Here is a 20001-nt window from a genome sequence, read left to right on the forward strand (position 1 = left end):
CCTCTGGCAAGGACGCCGACCGGGCCTTGCTATTCAGTGTGAAGAGGTAGAAGGCATGAAGGTATTGGGGGGAACGAAAGCGGAATTGGTTCGGGAGGTCGCTGAACTGCGCGAGCGTTGTGCCACCTTGACGCTGACGGCTCACTTATGCCTGGAACTGAAAACCGAGATACAGGAGGCAAGGGAGTACGCCGAGAGCATCGTGCAGACCGTGCGTGAGCCGCTGGTGGTCCTTTCCTTCGATCTGAAGATAATAACGGCCAACAACAGCTTCTACGAAACGTTCAAGGTTACCCCCGAAGAAACGATCGGCTATTTCATCTACGACCTGGGGAACCGGCAATGGGATATCCCGAAGCTGCGGGTGCTATTCGAGGAGATACTCCCCCACGATACCGTCCTAACCGGTTACGAGGTGGAGCATGACTTCCTCGATATCGGCAAGAAGATCATGCTTCTGAACGCCCGCGAGATCTTCTTGGAGAAAACGGGCTCGCGCATCATCCTGCTGGCCATGGAAGACATCACGGTGCGAAGATTAGCGGAAAAGCGGGTCAGTGAAGTCGTGCGGCAACAACAGGCCATCCTCGACAACATCCCCAACATGGCCTGGCTAAAGGACAGCGCAGGAAGGTATCTCGCGGGGAACCAGCCGTTCACCGAGGCGGTAGCTATATCCCCTGAGGAATTGATAGGAAAGAGCGATTCAGACATTTACCCACCGAAGCTGGCTGCGAAGTACCGGAAAGACTCCCGAGAGGTGGTGGCAAGCGGCACCCGCACCTATTTCGAGGAGTCGAGCCCTGGGCCGCTGGAGAGCATTCAGTACCTGGAAAAAGTTGAGACTCCCGTTTTCGACGATAACAACGTGGTCATCGGTACTATAGGAATCGCCCATGACGTCACCGCGCACAAGGAGGTCGAGGTAGCTCTGCGTTACGAAAGCACCCACGATGCCTTGACCGGCCTCTACAACCGGGCCTTTTTTGACGAAGAACTGGAACGGATGGACCAAGAGGATATGTTTCCCATGAGCGTGGTGATGGCGGATGTCAACGGACTGAAAGCTGTCAACGACACGGTGGGGCATGCAGCGGGAGACGAACTTATACAGATGGCCGCCCGGGTCATCCGGCACGCATTCCGGACCAAGGACATCGTTGCCCGGATTGGAGGAGACGAGTTTGCCGTAATTCTGCCGGAGACCGAAATCAGTGTGGCCAGGGAAACCGTCCGCAGGATAATGAAATCCCCGGAGGTCATGGATGGCCGGGTGAGCATCGCCTTCGGCATAGCCACAGCAAAAAACAGGGATGAGATTAAGGACGCCTTGAAACTGAGCGACGAGAGGATGTATCGGGAAAAATCGGAGCAGAAGCAATCGCAGACAGAAGGCCTTGAAGACCAGGGAGAGGAAACGCCATGAACATTTTCGATTGTGCCATCAAGATGGAAGAGGACGCGAGGGCGCACTACCAGCAACTGGCTGAGGCAACCGACGATCAGGAACTGAAGAATCTCTTCGCCATACTGGCGGAAGCCGAGCAGGAACATCACGATGCCTTGGTACAGCTAAAAACAGGGATTAACTCAAAAAGCCCAAAATTCAAGGCGCTGCAGGAGACCGCCTGCCTTTTGAACCCCATGCTCGCCCAGCGCGAACAGATGGCAGGGCTAAAAAAAGACCCCGACGCCTATCAGGCTGTCATCCGTCGGGAACAAAGATCGATCGAGTTCTACCACGAACTAGCTGCACAGATAAAGGACAAGGAAGCCCGTAAGATCGTGCTGAGCATCGCCGACGAGGAACGTAGACACCTGAGCATCATCGAGAACATCTATTCCTTCGTCGAGTCGCCCAAAAACTTCCTTGCCTGGGGGGAGTTCAGTAACCTCAAGGAATACTGAGAGGGGACTACACCAGCAGAGGTCGATCATGGAATCCGAACGGGGAAAAAAGAAACGGTGCCGGACGGAGGACGAAACGCGGCGGCTCCTTCACGTGCTGCAGGTGCACCAGATCGAACTGGAGATGCAGAATGCGGAGCTCCGCCATGTAAGGGATGAGCTAGAGGCAACGCTTGGCAAGTTTACCGACCTCTATGATTTTGCCCCGATCGGCTACTTCACCCTGGACCGCGGGGGAACTATCCTTGCCGTGAACCTAAGCGGCTCCGCTCTTCTGGGCATCGCACGCGGAGAGGTTTTGGGCAAGTCATTCCCGGAATTTGTGTCCGACAAGTCCCGAACTGACTTCTTTGAATTTCTCGGGAGGGTCTTCGCCTTGCAAAGGAAGGAATCCTTAGAGATGGCGCTGCACCCGCAAGGGCACGATCCTCTTTTTGTGCGCATAGATGCCGCGCTCTGCGGTTCGGGGATCGAGTGCCGCCTTGCCGTTTCGGACATCTCCGAGCAGAAGCGGGTCGCAGACGCCCTGGCGAAGAGCGAGGAGCAGTACCGTGCCATAGTGAGCAATATAAACGAGTACGTCTACAGTGCGAGCTTCGAAAATGACGCGTTGGTGTCAGCCTACCACAGTCCCAAATGCGTTGCCATCACAGGGTATTCCCCAGAGGAATACTCACGCGACCCGTTTTTGTGGCTCTCGATGGTTCACGAAGATGACCGGGAACTGGTTTCCCATTTTCTCGATGCCATTCGTGCCGGCAAAAACCCTGAGCCGATCAGGCACCGCATCCGGCACAAAAACGGCGGCGAACGGTGGATACTGAACAGCTGCACGGTGCAGAGGAGGGAAATAGAGGGGGTTGCCACGATTTCACGGCTGGACGGTTTCATCCTCGACATCACCGAGTTGAAGCTCGCAGAGGAGAGCATATTTTTCCTGGCCCACCACGATCCGCTCACCGGACTTCCCAACCGCAGCACACTGTACCAGCGGATAGGCCAGGTCATGACCGTAGCCCGGAGAACGAGCAAAAGCATTGCCCTGCTCTTTCTAGATATCGATGGCTTCAAACAGGTAAACGACACCCTGGGCCACGATGTTGGAGACAGGGTCCTCCAGTCAGTTGCAAGGCGCCTTAAGGAATGCACGCGGTACTGCGACATCGTGTCGCGGCTTGGTGGGGATGAGTTTGTCATCATGCTTTGGGATTGCGGCGCCGCGGAGGCCACAGCCGTGGCAAATAAAATCATAGCGTCAGGTTTCACCGTCGCGAAGGTAAGTGCCGCCCTGAACGCCAGCATAGGCATAAGCCTGTTCCCGCAAGACGGTACGGACTACCTCACCCTGCTAAAGCACGCCGATATCGCGATGTACCACGCCAAGAAATCTGGCGGCAAGAGACATCAGTTCTTTACCCGCAAGTTAACCGAGCACGCCCGCGAACGGTTCATCATGGAGGCCGATTTGCGGCACGCGGTGGAGCGGAACGAGTTCGTGCTTTACTACCAGCCGAAGGTCGACCTCATTACCGGCAAATCCAGAAGCATGGAGGCGCTGATCCGTTGGCAGCATCCCGTCAAGGGTTTCACCCTCCCGGGAAATTTTATCGGCATCGCTGAGGAGACAGGACTTCTTACTCTAATCAGCAAATGGACCATACGAACCGTCTGCCGGCAGTTACGCCAGTGGAAGCAGCAGGGGGTCGGTCTTCTTTCGGTGGCCATAAACCTTTCCGCAACCTTTTTCCAGCAGGCAGACTTCGAGGAGACCATCGAGTCGGCCCTGTATGAAACAGGGGTGCCGCCAGAATGCCTGGAATTGGAGCTGACAGAAGCCACCCTCATGAGCGATCCCGAAAAGGTCCTGGCGAGCATGGCCGCCATGAAGGCCCTCGGGGTACAACTGTCCATCGATGATTTCGGGATGGGCTATTCCTGCCTGAATTACCTGAAGAAGCTCCCTATAGACAAGCTGAAGATCGATCAGTCTTTCATTCATAATATAGCTTACGATACCGATAACATGGCGGTGGTTCGGGCCATCATGAGCATAGGTCGAAGCATGCAGCTCAAGGTGATAGCGGAAGGGGTTGAGAACGCTTCGCAACTCGCCTGGCTTCAGGCGGAGGGGAGCGAGGAGGCGCAGGGGTTCTACTTCAGCCGCCCGCTGTCGGCAAGCAGGCTGACCCCCCTGCTCAAGCAGGAGGCCAACTACCTGCACAATCCCCGCGGCAGGCTGAGGCTGAGAGAGCCTCAACTCCTGACCTAGCGCATCTTCTTTCGCGTGGCTTGAACGGTCCAGCCGTTATACCGGTTTTTTTGGGCCTCGTTTTCCTCCTGGGGACGAGGCTCCTTTTTTTACCCCGCCGCCAGACAGGCCAGCGGCGTACGCTGGCGTCAAGGACCATAAGGCGGACGCCGTTTTCTGCCACACCACGACCCGCCATATATGGCAGTTATGTCAAACATGACGATCCCGGGTGGCGCAGACGCTCTCCCCTCCCCCCGCCGGATTGAGAAGGCACGCAGTTTCAGACCCTTGCAGACAGAGTGTCAACTCGGATTCTTTGGCATGCTAGTTGTAGAACCAGATATTAAAATGGTATTGCCTAAGCTTTTGTAACCACAACGAGAGGAGATCGAGCCATGAAAACAAGAACCGTATCTATCTTGCTGGCAACCGTCGCTTTTATGGCGCTCAGCGTTCCCGCGTCCTTCGCCCAGATGAAGCATATGCCGATGGACGATCAAGGACCGGGATATGGACAGATGATGGAGCCCGGCAAAATGGGCGACATGACGGGGATGTGCCTCAAGCATGCGGAGAAGCTCGGTCTCACCGATGATCAGATCATGAAGATGAAGCCTCTGCACCGGGAAATGCAAAAGAAGCAGGCACGGTTCGCGGCGGACCTGAAAATTGCGGAAATCGAACTCGCCGAAATCATGGACGTAAAGGATTTCGATCTGGAGAAGGCCAAGTCAGCTGTCAAAAAGATTGAAGGGATAAAAACATCCCATCATCTGGAAATGCTGACGGCTATGAAGGATATGCGGGCGATCCTGACGGACCTACAGTTTAAGGAAATGATGAAGATGGCGCCCATGAAGATGAAGATGGGCGAGGGGAAACCCGGCGCGAAACATATGAAGAAACGTAAGTAGCCCGGAACCCGCTGACGTGGGGGGCCTGGTCCTCAAAACCAGTGAAGGGGGGGGCCATAAGTTTCCGCCATTAGCCACCTCCATTAAAAGGCCTTTGGTACCCCCAAGGGCTTTTTCTTTTTCAGGTTCAGGAATTCAACGGTTGCCACAGCCCTTGGGCTTTCTAGTAATAAAAGCACATCTGCTGTCTAATCGTGGTATGGTACAAAGGACAGAACTTTTACGTAATGCAACTTTACGACAAGGAGTAACATCATGAGTAAAGGCCAAGACAGCAAGAAATCATCCAAAAAGGAACCGGCAAAAACACAAAAAGAAAAGAAGGCCGACAAACGGCTCAAAAAAGAGGAAAAAACTGCTGGCGTAAAGCTTACGATCTAAGAAAGTCCGTCTTGATATTGTTTTTGAAGACAGCGACAGCCCGCGGTACTTTACCGTCTCTTGACAACCACCGCACAGCCGCTCTTCTTCCCTCTGAATTTCCCACGCAACGGAATCTCCTCCAGCCTGCTCTTCACGTAACAAACCGTCTGTAACAATGGGAGAAATCATGACCCTCACAATAGTGGTTATCTGTGTCTTTTGTGCCGCAGCCCTCGCCCTCCTGAACAAGGGGCCAATGGACCGCCAATCCAAGCAGAGCACGACCTACTGGGCGCGATACGAGGGTAAATAGACCTTATACAAAATGGCGTCGTTACGGCGGCTTGCCGCTGGATAGACTTGAGCAGCATCCCGTCCTCCTGTCTTGATTTATTGGGTTCTTGGTCGAAACCAATAATGCCAGACCTGAGGCGGGATGCACTTTTTGATGAAGCGGATCCCTCCCCTGCACCCATTTCCTTCTCTTGCGTCCTTACCCCTGGCCCGAGCCCACCGGGTCCTGGGGAATCGCGATGTTCACACGCGTCCCTACCCCGAGCTCGGTTTCGATCCGGAACTCGCCCCCCAAGTACTCGATCTTCCTGCGCAGGTTGAACAGGCCGAATCCACCGGTGCGACTCTTTTTCGCGGCGGCCTCAGCGGGATCGAAGCCGGTCCCGTTGTCGGCTATCTCGATAAGCATGCACTCCCCGTCGCTGCCCAACCGGATACGGGCCAGGCTGCACTGCGAATGCTTGACCACGTTCAACAGGATCTCGCGCACCGCCTGGAAGATGGAGGAGCGCACCTCGTACCTGAGCGCCGGCGGGGTGTGGTCGTCGACCAGTTCGAAGTTCAACCCGTAGTTTTCCCTGAGTTCCTCCGCCAACCACTTTATCGCCGCTCCCAATCCCGCGTTGGCGAGTATGGGGGGGCGCAACTGGAAGGTAAGGGACCGGATGTCCTGGATGGACTGGGAAAGGAGCTTGTCGATCTCCTCGGCTACCGCTATTTCCTTCTCGGAACCGAGTTCGTTGGCCAGCCACTGCAACTTGAGCTTCACCAGGATGAGGTGCTGACCGACCTGGTCGTGCAATTCACCTGCGATCCGCTCCCGTTCGCGCTCCTCGGTCAGGGAGAGTTCCTGGGTCAGGGCCTCCATTTTATTTTGATGCTCGAGAATCTGCTCTTCGGCCCTCATGCGCTCCTCGACCTCGGCGCGCAGCCGGGCGTTGGCGGCGGTCAGCGATTCCGTTCTCGCGGCGACCTGGCGCTCCAGCTCGTCCCGGGCATTCTCGAGGGCCATCTCCGCAAGCTTTCGCTCGGTGATGTCGATGGTGACCTGGATGGCGGAATCCATCCTGCCATCGGTCACCAGCGGCCCGAGCACGGTCTCGAACCAGCGCGTGCTCCCGTTGTCTCCACCCCCCGAGACGATGATCCTCTGCGGAGTCTGCCGTTCGAAGGTACTCTTAAGTGCGGCGCGGTAGATCTCCTTGCTTTCGCCTTCCAGGTAATCATACGAACTGGTGCCGATCACTTTTTCCGGATCGAACCCTTCCGAGCACCGGTTGATGAATCCTATGTTCCCCTCCCGGTCGACGTTGGTCACCAGGAAGGGAGCGTTCATCACCAGACTGCGGAACTTCGACTCGCTTTCGACCAGTTTCAGTTCGAGTTGCCTGCGCTCGGTCACGTCCTCAAGCAGCCACAGCGTCCCCTTGGAGAGGTCCGGCGGATCGATGGCCTTGCCTATGTACCTGACGCGCAAGCGTCCCCCATCCTTTCGTATCAGATCCTGCTCCGTTTCAAACGGCACCCCCTGGGCCAGCACCGGATACGCCTCCTGCGCCAAAAGGTCGTAGGCCTCGTCGGAGGGATAGAGTTTACGCGTGGTTTGGAATTCCATCTCCTGCTTCGAATACTGGAACAGTTCCTCCGCCTTGCGGTTGATCCATATCTGTTTCCGGTCTGCGATCTTGAAGATGGCGACCGGCGCGTTTTCGAGGATGATGCTCTGCTCCTGCATCATAGCCTTCAGTTGAGCGTTCATCTGCTCGAGCTCGCTTATGCGCTTGCGGGAGACCTCGCCGAAGGCCTCGGCGATGGGGCGTCCGGTGCTGATGATGGTCTTCCAGAAGGTGAGCACCCCGACCAGGATGCAGACCCCGCCCGTGTATTGCGCCGTCCTGCCGGCCCACCCGATGGGGCTTCCGACCGACTTCTGCAAGAGCACGCCGGTAAGCCCGGTGGCGAAAAGGGCGAGACCGGTTGAGTACCAGCGCAGCAGTTCGACCCGGGAATCGAGGTATTGTTTCGTGCACAAGGCGGCGGTCGCGGCGTAAAAAGCGATCGCGGTGGCCAGCACAGCCTTTCCGGTCGAGGTGGCCCCCACCCCCTGCACGATGAAAGGCGCGGCAAGGTCAGTGACCGCTGCCACGACGATGCCGCCCGAGACCGCCGCGACCCCGAGGTACCCCAAAAGGACCAGGCGGAGCCGGAGCCGACGTGGGACGTCCTTGAGCCCAAGCAGCGGCGCGACGGCGCTGGCCAGGAGCAACAACCCACTGAGAAGGGCGCCGCTGTTGTAGATGGTGACCGTTGTGTTGGGCCCGTCGTGCCCGCCTATGAACCATCCGCAGACCGCCCCGCCAGCCCCCAGTGCCAACATACCGCAGCCGAGCATGAGCATGGGGAGGCGACCGACGGCCAGGAACAGCCTGGTCGAGATGAAAACGATGAACAAGGGGGTTAAAGCGAGGAAAACCGTGTTGAGGGCGGGAAGCAGGGCGGTCGGCTCCACCACCACCTGGGGGTCCACCCAGTAAAGAGTTGCTATGAGCGTCGCGAAGCACGTAAGCAGCTGCGCCGCTATATTACCTAACCTGGGCATGATCAATCACCATTTACGCCAACCAGCATGATGGTCATCACTGAACCAACGCCTGCACGTTGACCTGTCGAGGGTGTACCTTGACGTTGTTATCTGCTTTGTTCTTGATGCCCATCGGCAAAGGAACAGTCATAGAGTGCCGGAAAAATACCACATTGCATGTTTATTACAATAAAATAATGCCTCGTCAACCTGGTTTGCAGTTACACGGACTCAAAAGTAGATGGTTGGAATGGGCCAAAAGGCAAATCCCCACTGCCCCCCCCTTCGCAAAGGGGAAACGCGGTTCTCGTGCCGCTTGGTGGACAACATGGTACAGATCCCCGGCATTTCCCGTTGAACATGAAAAAGGCCAGGTCCTCCTGTGGACCTGGCCTTTGCCTTGCTGCGAAGCGTCAAATAAAGAAGTCATCATTCCCGCGCAGGGGGAAGGCGGTTACTGATGTCACGGTCGATGCCCCGGAAACCACAGAACGCACCCTCGGTGTCGAAGATGGGCACGGCGCTGGTCTCGAGGAGTACTTCACGGCCGTCTTTTCTGAGGTTCAGGTTCTCCATGTTGTGAAACGGTTCCCGGCGCGCAATCAACTCGCCGAAGATCATGAGGAGCCGGTCGGCCTCGCGCCGCGGCATGAAGTCGAATGGGGTCTTCCCTACCACTTCCTCCGGCGTATACCCCAGGAGGTCGAATACCTTGGGGCTGGCGTACGTGTAGACCCCCTCGGCGTTCACCTCCCAGACCCAGTCGGAAGTCACCTCCACCAGCGCCTTGAAACGCTTCTCGCTTTCCCTAAGGGCGGCCTCTGCCTTCTTCTGACGGCTTATGTCCAGCATTACGATGCGGCATTCCCCCTGTTCCTTCGAGACGGTGGACTCCAGCAGTACCGGGGTGTCGTTGTGCAGCCGGACTTCACAATGAATCTTGCCGGTTCCCTGACACAGGCGCCCCAGGTAGTCAACAAGAGCCGGACGGTCTTCCTTGAGCACGAAATCGAGCAGATCCTTTCCCTGCAGCACGACGCGGTCCCTTTGCAGGAGCTCGCAACAGGTGAGGTTGGCTTTCACGATGCGGCGCCCCTGCCCCAGGGTCAAATAGCCCACCGGCGCGAAGTCGTAAAGCTCCGCGTACTGGGCCAACGCCTTGTCCAACTTCGCGTAGGCGTCCAGCAGTTGCTGGTTTTGTCGTTCCAGTTCCTGGTTCTGAGCGCTCAGGTCGTTCATGGTTGCCCCACTGGATGCCGCGGCTCTCAGAACTTCAGCCTGAGACCGAGGGTTGCGTTGTGCGTTTGGAGCTCGAATTCGCTGTTGATGAAGGATGCCTTCGAGGTGCCGAAGTAGCGGTAGGCGAGGTCGAGAGAAAGCTGCCGGTTCAGGGCAACCTCCAAGCCCCCCCCTGCCTGGTAGGCGAGCACCACCTGGTCGTCTGCCCAGTACACAGGGTCTACCAGGGCGGGAGTGAAGACGTCGTTCAGATGCAGGGCGGCGAACCCGACGCCGCCCCCGATGTAGGGGGTGATGGGGCTGTCGTTGTGCATGTCGAAGAAGACGTTGGCCATGAAAGCGGTCGTATCGACGTTCCCCTCCTCGATCCGTAAGGACGGGCCTCCATCGCGGTCGGCGATCGTGTTCAACTGAATGTCCTTGTATGAAATTTCCCCTTCGAAACGCATGAAGCCGAAGTCGTAACCGAGGGTGCCCCCCACGTTGAGACCGGGATCGAACTTGATGCGATCGTTGAAGGTGGTGGGGCCCTCGAAGCTGGTCGCGTTGACTGTCTCGGGCACGGTCAGACCGACAAAACCGGAGACGTAGGGGCCGGGACGGGGCGGCGTCGCGGAAGCGGCGGCGGGAAGAGCAAGCAGGGTCAATACGAGGATAGCGAGTAGGGTCTTTTTCATGGACGTCCTCCTTGTAGTAGGTCTCTTTCACAACATTCGAAAGCTACGCCAGGGCAAGCCACGGAAGTATACAGCGATCGGACCGGCTTGTACACGCTTTCGTTATCAACGTCCTGACATAACGCCGGCGGAGCACCCTCTGACTCAGTTCCTGGCCGGAGCGTCTGGCGGCTGAGTCCTCACCGCTGCCAGTGATTCATCTATGGCTGAGAAGAGATGGCGGTAGTCGATCGGCTTTTCAATATAATGATCGAGCTGAAACCCGCCCCCCACCGCATGTTCCACCGTCGCTCTGCCAGTATCCGCCGTGATGAAGATGAATTGAACCTGCGGCTTCATCTCCCTGATTGCCCGCACCATGGCCACGCCCCCCATCTCGGGCATGTTGACATCGGTGATCACGATGTCCACCGCCCGTTCCTTGAAGAGTTCAACCCCTTTCCTGCCGTTGTCCGCGGTGCACAATAGCAGGTCGCCATACTTGCGCCGCAGCACGACGGAAAGGATCTCCAGGGTGTCGCAGTCGTCTTCAACAAGCATCATCGTCGTTGCCATGTCACACCTCTATCCTGAATTGAGCCCCGCCCGCGACGTTGCACGCCGTGAGCATACCGCCCATGTTTTTCTCTATGATGGTCTTGGACATGAAGAGCCCGACCCCGGTCCCGCTCTGCGGGCCCTTGGTGGTGAAGTACGGGTCGAAGATCTTGTCCATGATTTCCTCGGGTATCCCGCCTGCGTTATCGGTCACCGTGACCACCGCTCTCCCGTCTTGCTCGGCGATGCGGACCAGCACCTTCGGGGAGACCACCTCGCGTTCCGCTATGGCATCCCGGGCGTTAACCAGTATGTTGAGCAGTACCTGGGCAAACTCGTTCGGGTACCCCTCGATGGCGGGATCGCCATCCTGCTGCACGTCCAGGGTGACGCCAAGAGATTGCAGGCTGCCATCGACAAGCGAGAGCACCTTGGCGACTTCGTCGCAGACCTTGAAGCGCCGCTTTTCCTTGTCCGGCCTGAAGAAATTCCTGAAATCGTCGATGGTCTGCGACATGTGCTGCACGAGCGCCATCGACTTGGACTTATTCTCCTCCAGGAACTCACGATCGAGCTCCCCCAGTTCGTGGAACAGCAGCGGTTGCTGCACCAAAAGCCCCAGGGCGTTGAGCGGCTGACGCCACTGATGGGCGATATTGCCCACCATCTCCCCCAGTGCGGCTTGGCGGCTTTGCTGGGTGAGGAGGTGTTCCTGCCGGCGCACCTCTTCCATGGCCCGGATCCGTTCGGCGGTCTCGCGCTTCAGGTCTTCGATGGTGTCGGAAAGCTGTCGCTCCGCCTGGTCCCGTTCCGCCGCCCTGCGTTGCAAAAGCTGCGACGCCTGCACCAGGGCCTCCGCTACGTCCGAGGTCTCCTTGCCTGAATCGGTGCCGATCGTCGTGGCCGGCTCGCCGCGGCCGATGGCAAGGGCGGGTTCCACCAGCGACTGGATATCCCGTGCGATCCGCCTCGCGATCCATGAAGCGAGCAATATCCCCAAAAAGGAGGTGAAAACGCCTGCGCCCACCACCCAGCGCATCCAGCTGTAGATCTCTCGGAGCGCGAATTCCCTGGGGACCGCGACGGCCACGGTCCATCCCGACAAGGGGGACTTGGCGTAGGCGGAAAAGGCGACCCCGCCCTGGGGAGTCTTGATGCGGAGTATCCCCTCGCTGGCACGCGACATGGCTGTGCGCAGTTCGCCGGTTAGTTCCTTGCCGACGAAGAGGTCGCCCTTGCTGGTCCGGACGGTGATCACACCGTTTCGGTCCACGACGGTGCCGTACCACTCCTTGAACACGTTCTGGCTCCGCAGCACCGAGGAGAGCTCGTGCGCGGGGAAAGACATGGAAAGATCATAGGCCACGCGGCCATCGATCATGACCGGTACGTCGATGGCGATCACGGGACGCCTGGTTATCGCGCCGTAATAGAGGTTGCTCACGACCGGTTTGCCCCCCTCGAAGATACGGCGCACCGTGTCAGGGTTGTTGCGCTTGGGAAGCACGCTCCCCAGGGGGCGGTAGGTGTTCACGAGTTGCTGCCCGTCGGACTCGGCGACGATGATGTCCGCACCGGGGTAGTTCTTGAGGATTTCCCTGCTCTGCAGATGTATGGCGACGAAGTCGCGGGCGCGAAAGGAAGGAGAGGTACCAAGAGCGGTGAGGGAGGCCTGGACGTTGGCGAATTCGCGGTCGACCGCCATGGTCATCGAGCGGGCGTTCTCGAGGAGGTCGCGGTTCACCTGGTCCAGCTTGGTCACATAGACATGACGGGCCATCAAGGCCCAAATCATCCAGACCGGCAGGACGCAGGCGGCAACCAGCGTGGACAATTGGTGACGGATAGTTGGTTTCGCGCTAGAAAACATCAAGGTCCTTACCGGGAGACGAGGCCTCCCTCCGAGATCAGCTTAATGTGCGGGGCGTGGCTCATTCCAGCATCTCGGTGAGTATCGCGTCCAGACTCTTTCCCTCATAGAGACTTTCCAGTAACTTGTGCAGGGTGGTCTGGATGCCTTTGTACTGGCAGTTTGCTACCAGCTGGTTCTCAAGGATCTGCAGTTGGTCCCTCGTCATTGTCACCTCCGCTCTCTCATTATGAAGATATAGACACCAATTCTGCCAAACACGGTGCCCCTGTCAATGTGTCCCCCCTACGTCCGTGGCTGTTGAGTGTCATTTCCTCTCCAGCGAACGCCGAAACCAGGAGAGCACCGCCTCGGCCGACTGCGCGCCGGACAGCTGCTCCACAGATTTACCCCCGCGCAGCAGATGCAGCACCGGGATGCCGCGCACCCCGAAACGCGCCGACAGCGCCGGGCTTTGATCCGTGTTGACCTGTACCACCGCGGCCTCCCCGGCCAGTAGCGCCGCCACCTTTCGCACCGCCGGTGCGAATGACAGGCAATGCGGTCACCAGGGGGCCCAGAACTCGGCGAGCACGGGCCCCGGGTAGGAGGCGATGAAAGCGTCGAAACCGGCGTCATCCAGTTCGCGGGGGGTGCTGTAGAGAGGGGGAAGTTTGGCGCGGCAGTTGCCGCATCGCCCGGCCACCCCCTCCTTGTCGGCGGGGATGCGGTTCGCGGCGCCGCAACGGGGACATTTGAGTTGGAAGGATGTCATATCTGCCTCCTTTGGGAATTTCGACTGCAGAATTCTACCATCCACCCAGCCATCCATCACGCTACTATCGTTCGCGATGTCCACGAAGCGTGACCAGTGAACGGAAAGTTCTCGCTGCCAGCTTGTCCCCCCTCCCGGCCTCCCCCTCCGGGGGGAGGGGCGCGGCCCGACCGGTGTACTGTAGGGGCGAATGATCATTCGCCCGCCTTCGATTAAAGTGGACGGGCACCTGAGGAGCCAAACACGGAATGCAGAGGGAAACCTCCCTTTGACGCCCCCCTCCCGCAAGAGGAGGGGGACTAAGGGCGACCTTTTCCAGGAATACTCCGATCACCCACGCAAAGGGGGAAAGGTAACAGCGTCGTCGCGTCCTTCGGCGGACCGCGCAACCCCGACTTTCAGGAAGACCCTTTCGTTTCCGCCCACGATTCTGCGTTTCACATTCGTGCACTTTCTGGTATGTTGGGATGTTCGTAAATTCACCGGAGGTCTTATACCGCATGAAGTACCGCATCCTGCTCCTGATCCTCGCCGTCGCCCTGCTGGCCGTACCCGGCGCGCAGGCCGTCAGCCCCGCCAAACCGGCCCAGCCCGCCGCCGGTCAGGGGGTCAACGTCCCCATACTGCTCTACCACCGCTTCGGCCCCACCGTGGCCGACGGCATGACCATCAAGACTTCGGTCTTCGAGGAACACCTGAAGTACCTGAAGGACAACGGGTACACCGTGATCCCGCTCAGAAAGCTCGTGGACTACTACCTGAAAAAGGGCCCCGCCCCCGCTCCCAAGTCGGTGGTGATCGTGGAGGACGACGCGCACAAGTCGGTCTACAGCGACATGCTGCCACTCGCCAAGAAGTACAACGTCCCGGTCACGGTCTTCGTGTACCCCTCCGCCATCTCCAACGCGAAGTACGCGATGACCTGGGAGCAACTGAAGACCCTGCAGAAGAACGGTTTCGACATCCAGTCCCACACCTTCTGGCACCCCAACTTCAAACGGGACAAGAAGAAGATGGCGCCCGCCGAGTTCGAGAAGTCGGTTCAGACCCAGCTCAAGAAGTCGAAGGCCAAGCTGGAAGAGAAACTGGGGACCAAGGTGGACCTGCTCGCCTGGCCCTTCGGCATCTATGACGACTACCTGCTGAAGAGGGCGGCAGAGGCGGGATACGTGGCGACCTTCACCATTGAGGCGCACCACGCCGGCCCCAACGACGTCGCCATGAAGCTGCCGCGCTACCTCCTGATCAACGCGGACCAGGGTAAATCCTTCGCCCGCATCGTCGAGGGAACCGCCCCCAAGAGAAACGTGGTGTACTAATACCGGCCCAACAGGAAAAGCGGCGCCCGGCAATGGCGCCGGCGCCGCTTTTTTGTCACAGCCGTCGTGATGGTTACATGGAAGAAAAGAAGAACTGCGCTGAAAACTGCAAGAAATACCCATGCCCGGACTGCACCTTCTGCCAGTGGTGTTCCGATGACAGGTGCAGGATGTGCCGGGCGCGACATAAACCCGCGAGAAAACTCTCAACCGCGGAACAGATAGCTCTTTATGAAGCTCTTAACCAGAAAAAGCCCGAGTAGTGCCAGCCTGTTTCTCTCCCCCCCCATTCAAATCCCTCAAGTAGTATCCCCTGAATCCGAATAGTAGCTTGGGTCAGATGTCAGCCCCCTCACGCACCACCACGTTCTTGACGGTCACCCGTGCCCTGACGCCGCAGATCTCGCGGAACAGGGACGCCAGGTATCTGAAGGTGACCACCTTGTGGAAGAAGGACTGCGTCATCCCGTAGCAGAGTTTGCGCAGCCGGGAGGGGTTCCTGCTCCCCAAAAGGAGCGGGCAGTAGTCGGAAAGCTGCACCGTGACCCGGACCCGGTCCGCGCCCGCCGCGCTCAGCAGGGAGAACATGCCGCTGTCGCACTCCCCCGGCTGGACCAGGATGCCTCCGCTGATGCAGAGGTGCACCGCCTGCGTCGTCCCCGCCGTCTCGAAGCGGGGCGCGCTGAAGGCGAGGAGGGCGCAGCGGGTACCGGTCACCCGGAACTCCACGGCGCTCGCGGTCATGACGGGTGTGATCACCCCCAGGGTGCAACGGCGCACCACCTTGAAGTAATGCTCCAGCAGGAAAGCGGGGGTGGCGCGGAACGCCGCCTCTGCAGGGAGCTCGATCCACTGCACGGAATAGACGGAGGAGTCGGGCAACAGTATCTGCTGGCAGGATATTTCCAGTTCATGCGGTCGTGGCGTGCCCATGAAGACTCCGGTGCATACGGCGAAGTTGGCGGCGATGGGCAAAGATAGCACAGAGTGGCTCCGGTTGGCTACGGAGCAAGACGAATTGGCTTCAACACGTCCCCATAGGGAGAAGGTTCATGGAATTAATAGAGTGGTCGGATAGTCTCAGTGTGGGAATCGGGAAGGTGGACGAACAGCATAAAAAGCTGATCCAGATGATGGACGAATTGGACCAGGCCATCAGGAACAACGAGTCCGCCGACGTGGTGGAGGACGTGCTCACCAACCTTTTCAACTACGCGCAGGCACATTTCGCCGTGGAGGAAGAGCTCTTCCGGACGCATAAATACCCCGAGATGGCGCTGCACGAACTGGAACACCAGCGCTTCATCGCCAAGGCTTTCGCCTTCAAGGAGCGGCTGAGCTCCAGGAAACCGGGGCTCGCGCTGGAGCTATTGAACTTCCTCTCAAGCTGGGTGCTGAACCACATCGAGCTCACCGACAAGCGTTACGCGAAATTCCTGCACGACTGCGGGGTGAGCTGATCCAGCCGTTTCACCCCTTCACGGCGATGACGTACTTGAGGTAGCGTCCCTCGGGAAAGGTGACGGGGTACGGGAAGTCCTCGGGCTGGCCGCTGAAGGAAACCACCTGCAGTTGGTCCCCTCCCTGCAAGGCCCCGCGGCGCAGTTCCTTCAAGTAATCCGCAAGGTCCACCTTCTGGTGGTTGGACGAGGAGATGAGCACCCCTCCGCTTTTAAGGAGCTTGAGCGCCGCGGCCACCAGGTCAGAGGTGCCGCCGCGCGTGGTGAAGCGGCTCTTGGCCGTGGTGGAGAAGGAGGGGGGATCCATCAGGATCACGTCGTAGACCTTCTTCTGCCGGGCGAGGTCATCCAGCATGGTGAAGCAGTCCCCCACCAGGAACTCGTGCCGCTTCGGGTTCAGCCGGTTCAGCTCGAAGTTCTCCCTGGCCTGGGCCATGTAGCTCGGGGACGCGTCAACGCTGGTGACGAGGCTCGCACCAGCCGCGGCCGCTGCGACCGAGAAGGCGCCGGTGTAGGAGAAGAGGTTCAGGAAGCGCTTTCCCTTCACCCGCGCCATGAGGTCGCGCCGGTTCTTGCGCATGTCGAGGAACAGCCCGGTGTTGAGGCCGCGCTCCAGGCTGACCCGGAAGGTGAGCCCGTTTTCCCGCACCAGCAGAGGCTCCACCGCGGCCGTGCCCGTCAGCAGCCGGCCGTACTTCTTGTCGTCGCTTTCCGCCTCGAGCTCCCGGGTGTTCTGGGGGCGCCCCTTCTCGTAGATCCCCGCCGGCGCAAGGAGCTCCTCCAGCGACTGCGTCACCAGCTTCAGATGCCTGCGCCACCCCGAGCAGTAGACCTGCACCATGAGGTAGTCCCCGTAGCGGTCGACGGTGAGTCCCGGGAGTCCATCCCCCTCGCCGTTCACGAGCCTGTAGGCGTCCGAGTCGTCGAGGTCCGCGTGGTTTCGTCTCAGCGCCACCGCCCGCTCCAGGCGCGACTGCACCCAGCCACGGTCAAGGCGCATCCGCTCCCGCGACAGGATCCGGGCCACGATGCGGTCCTTGGGATCCAAAAGGGCCATGGCCATGAAACGCCCGCTGCCGTCGACCAGCTCCACCAGGTCCCCCGCCTCTCCGGCGGGCCACTTCCTGGTGTAGGCATCCGCGATGATCCAGGGGTGTCCCAGTTCGATCATCCGCACCGATTCGTTTCCTACCACGTACTGTTTGGACATGTGACTCCTTCGCGGTCGCCCCATCCCGCTCATCTCCGGGAGAAGGTGCCCGCAGGGAGGGTAAGGGAGCTGCTGTTATGGTGCTCTTCCTTGCGGCGCCCTCACCCCGACCCTCTCCCAAAGGGAGAGGGCGAAGCTGGAGGGTGCCAGCAGGGAGGATGAGGGAGCTGCTGTTCTGGTGCTCTTTATTTGCGGCGCCCTCACCCCACCCCTCTCCCAAAGGGAGAGGGAGGAACTGGAACACAGCACTGCTTCAGAAAAACAAAAAACAGGGGCGGCGATCCCGTACGGGATGCCGCCCCTTTTACCTTGCTGTCGCGGTACTTTAGTGGGTGACCTGGCCCGCCTGCTCGGCAGCCAGCGCCTGACGCGCCTGCTCCATGGCGTCGAGTTCTTTCAGCTTTTCGCCCAGCCAGAAGTGCAGCTCGCGTGCGGTCTGGTGGTTCACCACGACGCCGTTGATGACCTGGCGCACCAGGCTGCGGCCCAGATCCGACGGCTCAACGGCGGTCTCGGGACCGATGGTGCCGGTCGGGGTGATCTCGTGGCTGATGGAGTTGGGCAGCGGCTGACGCTCGAGGTAGAAGTTGATCACGAGCTCGCCACGCGGGGAGATACCGCCGTGCGCACCGTTGACGTAAATGGGGTTGTAATCGTAGGTGAAGATGTATTTAAAGGTCATTTCGTTCTGGTTTTTGGCCATTGCAGATCTCCTTTGTTTGATGTCATTGAATTACAGCACCGCTCTTATAGCACGGAGCGGGCGCTTATGGCAAACAATCAATGTAACCAGCACTAATCTTTGCTACCGCCCTGCTCCGGTTCAGGCATGCGCCGTCTTGGAGAGATAGTAGTCGTAATTCCCCTCGTAGAGCCGCATCTCGCCATGATCGACCTCGATGACACGGTCAACGAGCCGGCGCAGGAAGTGGCGGTCGTGGCTCACCAGGATCACCGTCCCCTGGAAGTTCTCCAGGGCGTCCAGGAGGATCTCGCGGGAGCGGATGTCGAGGTGGTTGGTCGGCTCGTCGAGCACCAGGAAGTTGACCGGGCGCGCGAGGAGCGTGGCCAGCACCACGCGACTCTTCTCGCCGCCGGAGAGGTTCTCGATGCGCTTGTCGACATCGTCCCCCTGAAACAGGAAGGCCCCGAGGAGGTTGCGGATGACGCCGATGGTGGCCAGCGGGATCACGTCCTGCACCGTCTCGAAGATGGTCTTTTTGGGATCGAGGATCTCCATGGCGTGCTGGCTGAAGTAGCCGAGCTCCACGTTCGCCCCGAGGTTCACGCTCCCTTCGGTGGCGTCGGTCTGGCCGGCGATGGTCTTCAGGAAGGTCGACTTGCCGGCGCCGTTCACCCCGACCACGGCGATCTTGCTCAGGCGCTTGATGACGCCGGTGACGCCGGAGAAGATGGGGTGCACGCTGCCGTCAGGGTTCAGCCAGCTCTTGCCCAGGTTGCCCATGACGACGACGTCGTCGCCGCTTCTGGGGGGGGTGGCGAAGTCGAACTTGACGACCCGCTCTTCGGGCGGGATCTCGATGCGCTCGATCTTCTCGATCTTCTTCACCCTCGACTGCACCTGCGCGGCGTGGGAGGCGCGGGCGGCGAAGCGGGCGATGAATTCCTCCTCCTTGGCCAGCATCTCCTGCTGACGCTTGTGGGAGGCGAGGAGCTGCTCGCGACGGATGTCACGCTCCTTCTCGTAAAAATCGTAGTTACCGCCGTAGGTGGTGACGGTCTTGTTGGCCACCTCTACCACCCGGGTCACAACGCGGTTCATGAAGTCACGGTCGTGGCTGGTCATGAGGAGCGCGCCCTTGTACTCGTTGGCAATCCACTCCTCGAGCCAGATGATCGATTCGACGTCGAGGTGGTTGGTCGGCTCGTCCAGCAAAAGCACGTCGGGCGACAGGGTGAGGATCCCGGCGAGCGCCACGCGCATACGCCAGCCGCCGCTGAAGGACTCGACGGGGTTGTGGAAGCGGTCCGGACCGATGCCGAGGCCGGTCAGCACCTCCTTCGCGCGCGAGTCGAGATCATAGCCACCCCTGTGCTCGAACTCCTCCATCGCGGAGCCGTAGCGCTCCAGCAGCGCTGTCATGTCGTCATCGGACATGGGGAGCCCCATCTGCTCCTCCATCTGCTTCAGTTCCCCGGCGAGACGCACCGTCTCCGCCGAGACCGCCATCACCTCTTCCAGCGCCGAACGCCCCGCCATTTCACCGATATTCTGCGAGAAGTAGCCGATGGTCGTCTTCTTGGCCACCGTGATCTCACCGGCGTCCACATCTTCCTCGCCGGTGATGATCCTGAAGAGGGAGGTCTTGCCCGCACCGTTGGGGCCGACCAGGCCGGAACGGGTACCGGGGAGTATCTGGAAGCTGGCATCGCGGAACAGGACCTGCGAGCCGTGCTGCTTGGTTATGTTGGACAGATGGATCATGCTTTCTCCCTGTGCTGAATTCGCAACTGTCCAGCGTTAGCATGAACCCGGCTACAGTGACAACTTAATTTTCATCAAGGATGTTAAAAACCAGACCGTTAGCCGCGGGAGGAAATCAGAGAACTGCACTGCAAACCTCACACTATAAGCAGACCGGTGACATGGAGACAACTGTGGG

At 59.2% G+C, this 20001-nt stretch carries 18 protein-coding genes; 7 read left to right on the top strand and 11 right to left on the bottom strand.

All coding sequences use genetic code 11. The features are described 5' to 3' along the window. Positions 1-55: 55 nt before the first annotated feature. From KP001_RS08090 to KP001_RS22210, 5 genes are all read left to right on the top strand, one after another. Positions 56-1426 (top strand): sensor domain-containing diguanylate cyclase, encoded by a 1371-nt coding sequence (locus KP001_RS08090; RefSeq protein WP_217289024.1) that lies wholly within the window; start codon positions 56-58, stop codon positions 1424-1426. Further along, complete coding sequence (locus KP001_RS08095; RefSeq protein WP_217289025.1) at positions 1423-1908, top strand: ferritin-like domain-containing protein; 486 nt, start codon at positions 1423-1425, stop codon at positions 1906-1908. Before KP001_RS08090 ends, KP001_RS08095 begins: the two co-directional genes overlap by 4 nt. A 28-nt stretch (positions 1909-1936) precedes the next feature. After that, positions 1937-4177: a putative bifunctional diguanylate cyclase/phosphodiesterase gene (locus KP001_RS08100; protein ID WP_239027930.1), complete on the top strand. Its 2241-nt coding sequence runs from the start codon at positions 1937-1939 to the stop codon at positions 4175-4177. Between the two features lie 377 nt (positions 4178-4554). Then, on the top strand, positions 4555-5073 hold the full coding sequence (locus KP001_RS08105; RefSeq protein WP_217289026.1) for a Spy/CpxP family protein refolding chaperone: 519 nt from the start codon (positions 4555-4557) through the stop codon (positions 5071-5073). A gap of 255 nt (positions 5074-5328) precedes the next feature. After that, a complete protein-coding gene (locus KP001_RS22210) occupies positions 5329-5454 on the top strand; it encodes a hypothetical protein (RefSeq protein ID WP_015719648.1) in 126 nt (41 codons plus the stop codon). Between the two features lie 475 nt (positions 5455-5929). Here KP001_RS22210 and KP001_RS08110 read toward each other — a convergent pair whose 3' ends face one another. From KP001_RS08110 to KP001_RS08140, 7 genes are all read right to left on the bottom strand, one after another. Beyond that, positions 5930-8329, bottom strand: coding sequence for a PAS domain-containing sensor histidine kinase (locus KP001_RS08110; protein ID WP_217289027.1), 2400 nt, complete (start codon positions 8327-8329; stop codon positions 5930-5932). A 411-nt stretch (positions 8330-8740) separates the two neighbouring features. Continuing rightward, positions 8741-9550 carry a PAS domain-containing protein gene (locus tag KP001_RS08115; protein WP_217289028.1) on the bottom strand — a complete coding sequence of 270 codons (810 nt, stop codon included), beginning with the start codon at positions 9548-9550 and terminating at the stop codon, positions 8741-8743. 26 nt (positions 9551-9576) lie between these two features. Next, positions 9577-10227 carry an outer membrane protein gene (locus tag KP001_RS08120; RefSeq protein ID WP_217289029.1) on the bottom strand — a complete coding sequence of 217 codons (651 nt, stop codon included), beginning with the start codon at positions 10225-10227 and terminating at the stop codon, positions 9577-9579. A gap of 144 nt (positions 10228-10371) precedes the next feature. Then, positions 10372-10782 (bottom strand): response regulator transcription factor, encoded by a 411-nt coding sequence (locus KP001_RS08125; protein WP_217289030.1) that lies wholly within the window; start codon positions 10780-10782, stop codon positions 10372-10374. A gap of 1 nt (position 10783) precedes the next feature. After that, positions 10784-12544: a sensor histidine kinase gene (locus KP001_RS08130; protein ID WP_217289031.1), complete on the bottom strand. Its 1761-nt coding sequence runs from the start codon at positions 12542-12544 to the stop codon at positions 10784-10786. Between the two features lie 151 nt (positions 12545-12695). Continuing rightward, on the bottom strand, positions 12696-12842 hold the full coding sequence (locus tag KP001_RS08135; protein ID WP_183347616.1) for a hypothetical protein: 147 nt from the start codon (positions 12840-12842) through the stop codon (positions 12696-12698). A 99-nt stretch (positions 12843-12941) separates the two neighbouring features. Next, positions 12942-13388 (bottom strand): thioredoxin domain-containing protein, encoded by a 447-nt coding sequence (locus KP001_RS08140; protein ID WP_217289032.1) that lies wholly within the window; start codon positions 13386-13388, stop codon positions 12942-12944. A 500-nt stretch (positions 13389-13888) separates the two neighbouring features. Between KP001_RS08140 and KP001_RS08145 the strand changes: the two genes are divergently transcribed. Beyond that, a complete protein-coding gene (locus tag KP001_RS08145) occupies positions 13889-14707 on the top strand; it encodes a polysaccharide deacetylase family protein (RefSeq protein WP_217289033.1) in 819 nt (272 codons plus the stop codon). A 336-nt stretch (positions 14708-15043) separates the two neighbouring features. Here KP001_RS08145 and KP001_RS08150 read toward each other — a convergent pair whose 3' ends face one another. Beyond that, entirely contained in the window at positions 15044-15691 is a 648-nt protein-coding gene (locus tag KP001_RS08150) for a hypothetical protein (protein WP_239027932.1), read from the bottom strand. Between the two features lie 68 nt (positions 15692-15759). Between KP001_RS08150 and KP001_RS08155 the strand changes: the two genes are divergently transcribed. Next, positions 15760-16167, top strand: coding sequence for a bacteriohemerythrin (locus KP001_RS08155; RefSeq protein ID WP_217289034.1), 408 nt, complete (start codon positions 15760-15762; stop codon positions 16165-16167). A 10-nt stretch (positions 16168-16177) separates the two neighbouring features. Here the strand turns inward: KP001_RS08155 and KP001_RS08160 are convergent, their stop codons facing one another. The 3 genes from KP001_RS08160 to KP001_RS08170 all read right to left on the bottom strand — a co-directional run bounded on the left by KP001_RS08160 (position 16178) and on the right by KP001_RS08170 (position 19823). Then, positions 16178-17377 carry a class I SAM-dependent rRNA methyltransferase gene (locus KP001_RS08160; RefSeq protein ID WP_217289035.1) on the bottom strand — a complete coding sequence of 400 codons (1200 nt, stop codon included), beginning with the start codon at positions 17375-17377 and terminating at the stop codon, positions 16178-16180. A 325-nt stretch (positions 17378-17702) separates the two neighbouring features. Next, positions 17703-18080, bottom strand: coding sequence for a hypothetical protein (locus KP001_RS08165; protein ID WP_217289036.1), 378 nt, complete (start codon positions 18078-18080; stop codon positions 17703-17705). 120 nt (positions 18081-18200) lie between these two features. Next, positions 18201-19823 carry an ABC-F family ATP-binding cassette domain-containing protein gene (locus KP001_RS08170; protein WP_217289037.1) on the bottom strand — a complete coding sequence of 541 codons (1623 nt, stop codon included), beginning with the start codon at positions 19821-19823 and terminating at the stop codon, positions 18201-18203. Between the last annotated feature and the right edge of the window lie 178 nt (positions 19824-20001).

This window comes from Geomonas subterranea, from assembly GCF_019063845.1.
Taxonomy (GTDB): domain Bacteria; phylum Desulfobacterota; class Desulfuromonadia; order Geobacterales; family Geobacteraceae; genus Geomonas; species Geomonas subterranea.

What these genes read in the sequence shown, in the direction of transcription:
- KP001_RS08090 (WP_217289024.1), top strand. Translation starts at nt 56, where the DNA reads ATGAAGGTATTGGGGGGAACGAAAGCGGAATTGGTTCGGGAGGTCGCT.
- KP001_RS08095 (WP_217289025.1), top strand. Translation starts at nt 1,423, where the DNA reads ATGAACATTTTCGATTGTGCCATCAAGATGGAAGAGGACGCGAGGGCG.
- KP001_RS08100 (WP_239027930.1), top strand. Translation starts at nt 1,937, where the DNA reads ATGGAATCCGAACGGGGAAAAAAGAAACGGTGCCGGACGGAGGACGAA.
- KP001_RS08105 (WP_217289026.1), top strand. Translation starts at nt 4,555, where the DNA reads ATGAAAACAAGAACCGTATCTATCTTGCTGGCAACCGTCGCTTTTATG.
- KP001_RS22210 (WP_015719648.1), top strand. Translation starts at nt 5,329, where the DNA reads ATGAGTAAAGGCCAAGACAGCAAGAAATCATCCAAAAAGGAACCGGCA.
- KP001_RS08110 (WP_217289027.1), bottom strand. Translation starts at nt 8,329, where the DNA reads ATGCCCAGGTTAGGTAATATAGCGGCGCAGCTGCTTACGTGCTTCGCG.
- KP001_RS08115 (WP_217289028.1), bottom strand. Translation starts at nt 9,550, where the DNA reads ATGAACGACCTGAGCGCTCAGAACCAGGAACTGGAACGACAAAACCAG.
- KP001_RS08120 (WP_217289029.1), bottom strand. Translation starts at nt 10,227, where the DNA reads ATGAAAAAGACCCTACTCGCTATCCTCGTATTGACCCTGCTTGCTCTT.
- KP001_RS08125 (WP_217289030.1), bottom strand. Translation starts at nt 10,782, where the DNA reads ATGGCAACGACGATGATGCTTGTTGAAGACGACTGCGACACCCTGGAG.
- KP001_RS08130 (WP_217289031.1), bottom strand. Translation starts at nt 12,544, where the DNA reads ATGGCCCGTCATGTCTATGTGACCAAGCTGGACCAGGTGAACCGCGAC.
- KP001_RS08135 (WP_183347616.1), bottom strand. Translation starts at nt 12,842, where the DNA reads ATGACGAGGGACCAACTGCAGATCCTTGAGAACCAGCTGGTAGCAAAC.
- KP001_RS08145 (WP_217289033.1), top strand. Translation starts at nt 13,889, where the DNA reads ATGAAGTACCGCATCCTGCTCCTGATCCTCGCCGTCGCCCTGCTGGCC.
- KP001_RS08155 (WP_217289034.1), top strand. Translation starts at nt 15,760, where the DNA reads ATGGAATTAATAGAGTGGTCGGATAGTCTCAGTGTGGGAATCGGGAAG.
- KP001_RS08160 (WP_217289035.1), bottom strand. Translation starts at nt 17,377, where the DNA reads ATGTCCAAACAGTACGTGGTAGGAAACGAATCGGTGCGGATGATCGAA.
- KP001_RS08165 (WP_217289036.1), bottom strand. Translation starts at nt 18,080, where the DNA reads ATGGCCAAAAACCAGAACGAAATGACCTTTAAATACATCTTCACCTAC.
- KP001_RS08170 (WP_217289037.1), bottom strand. Translation starts at nt 19,823, where the DNA reads ATGATCCATCTGTCCAACATAACCAAGCAGCACGGCTCGCAGGTCCTG.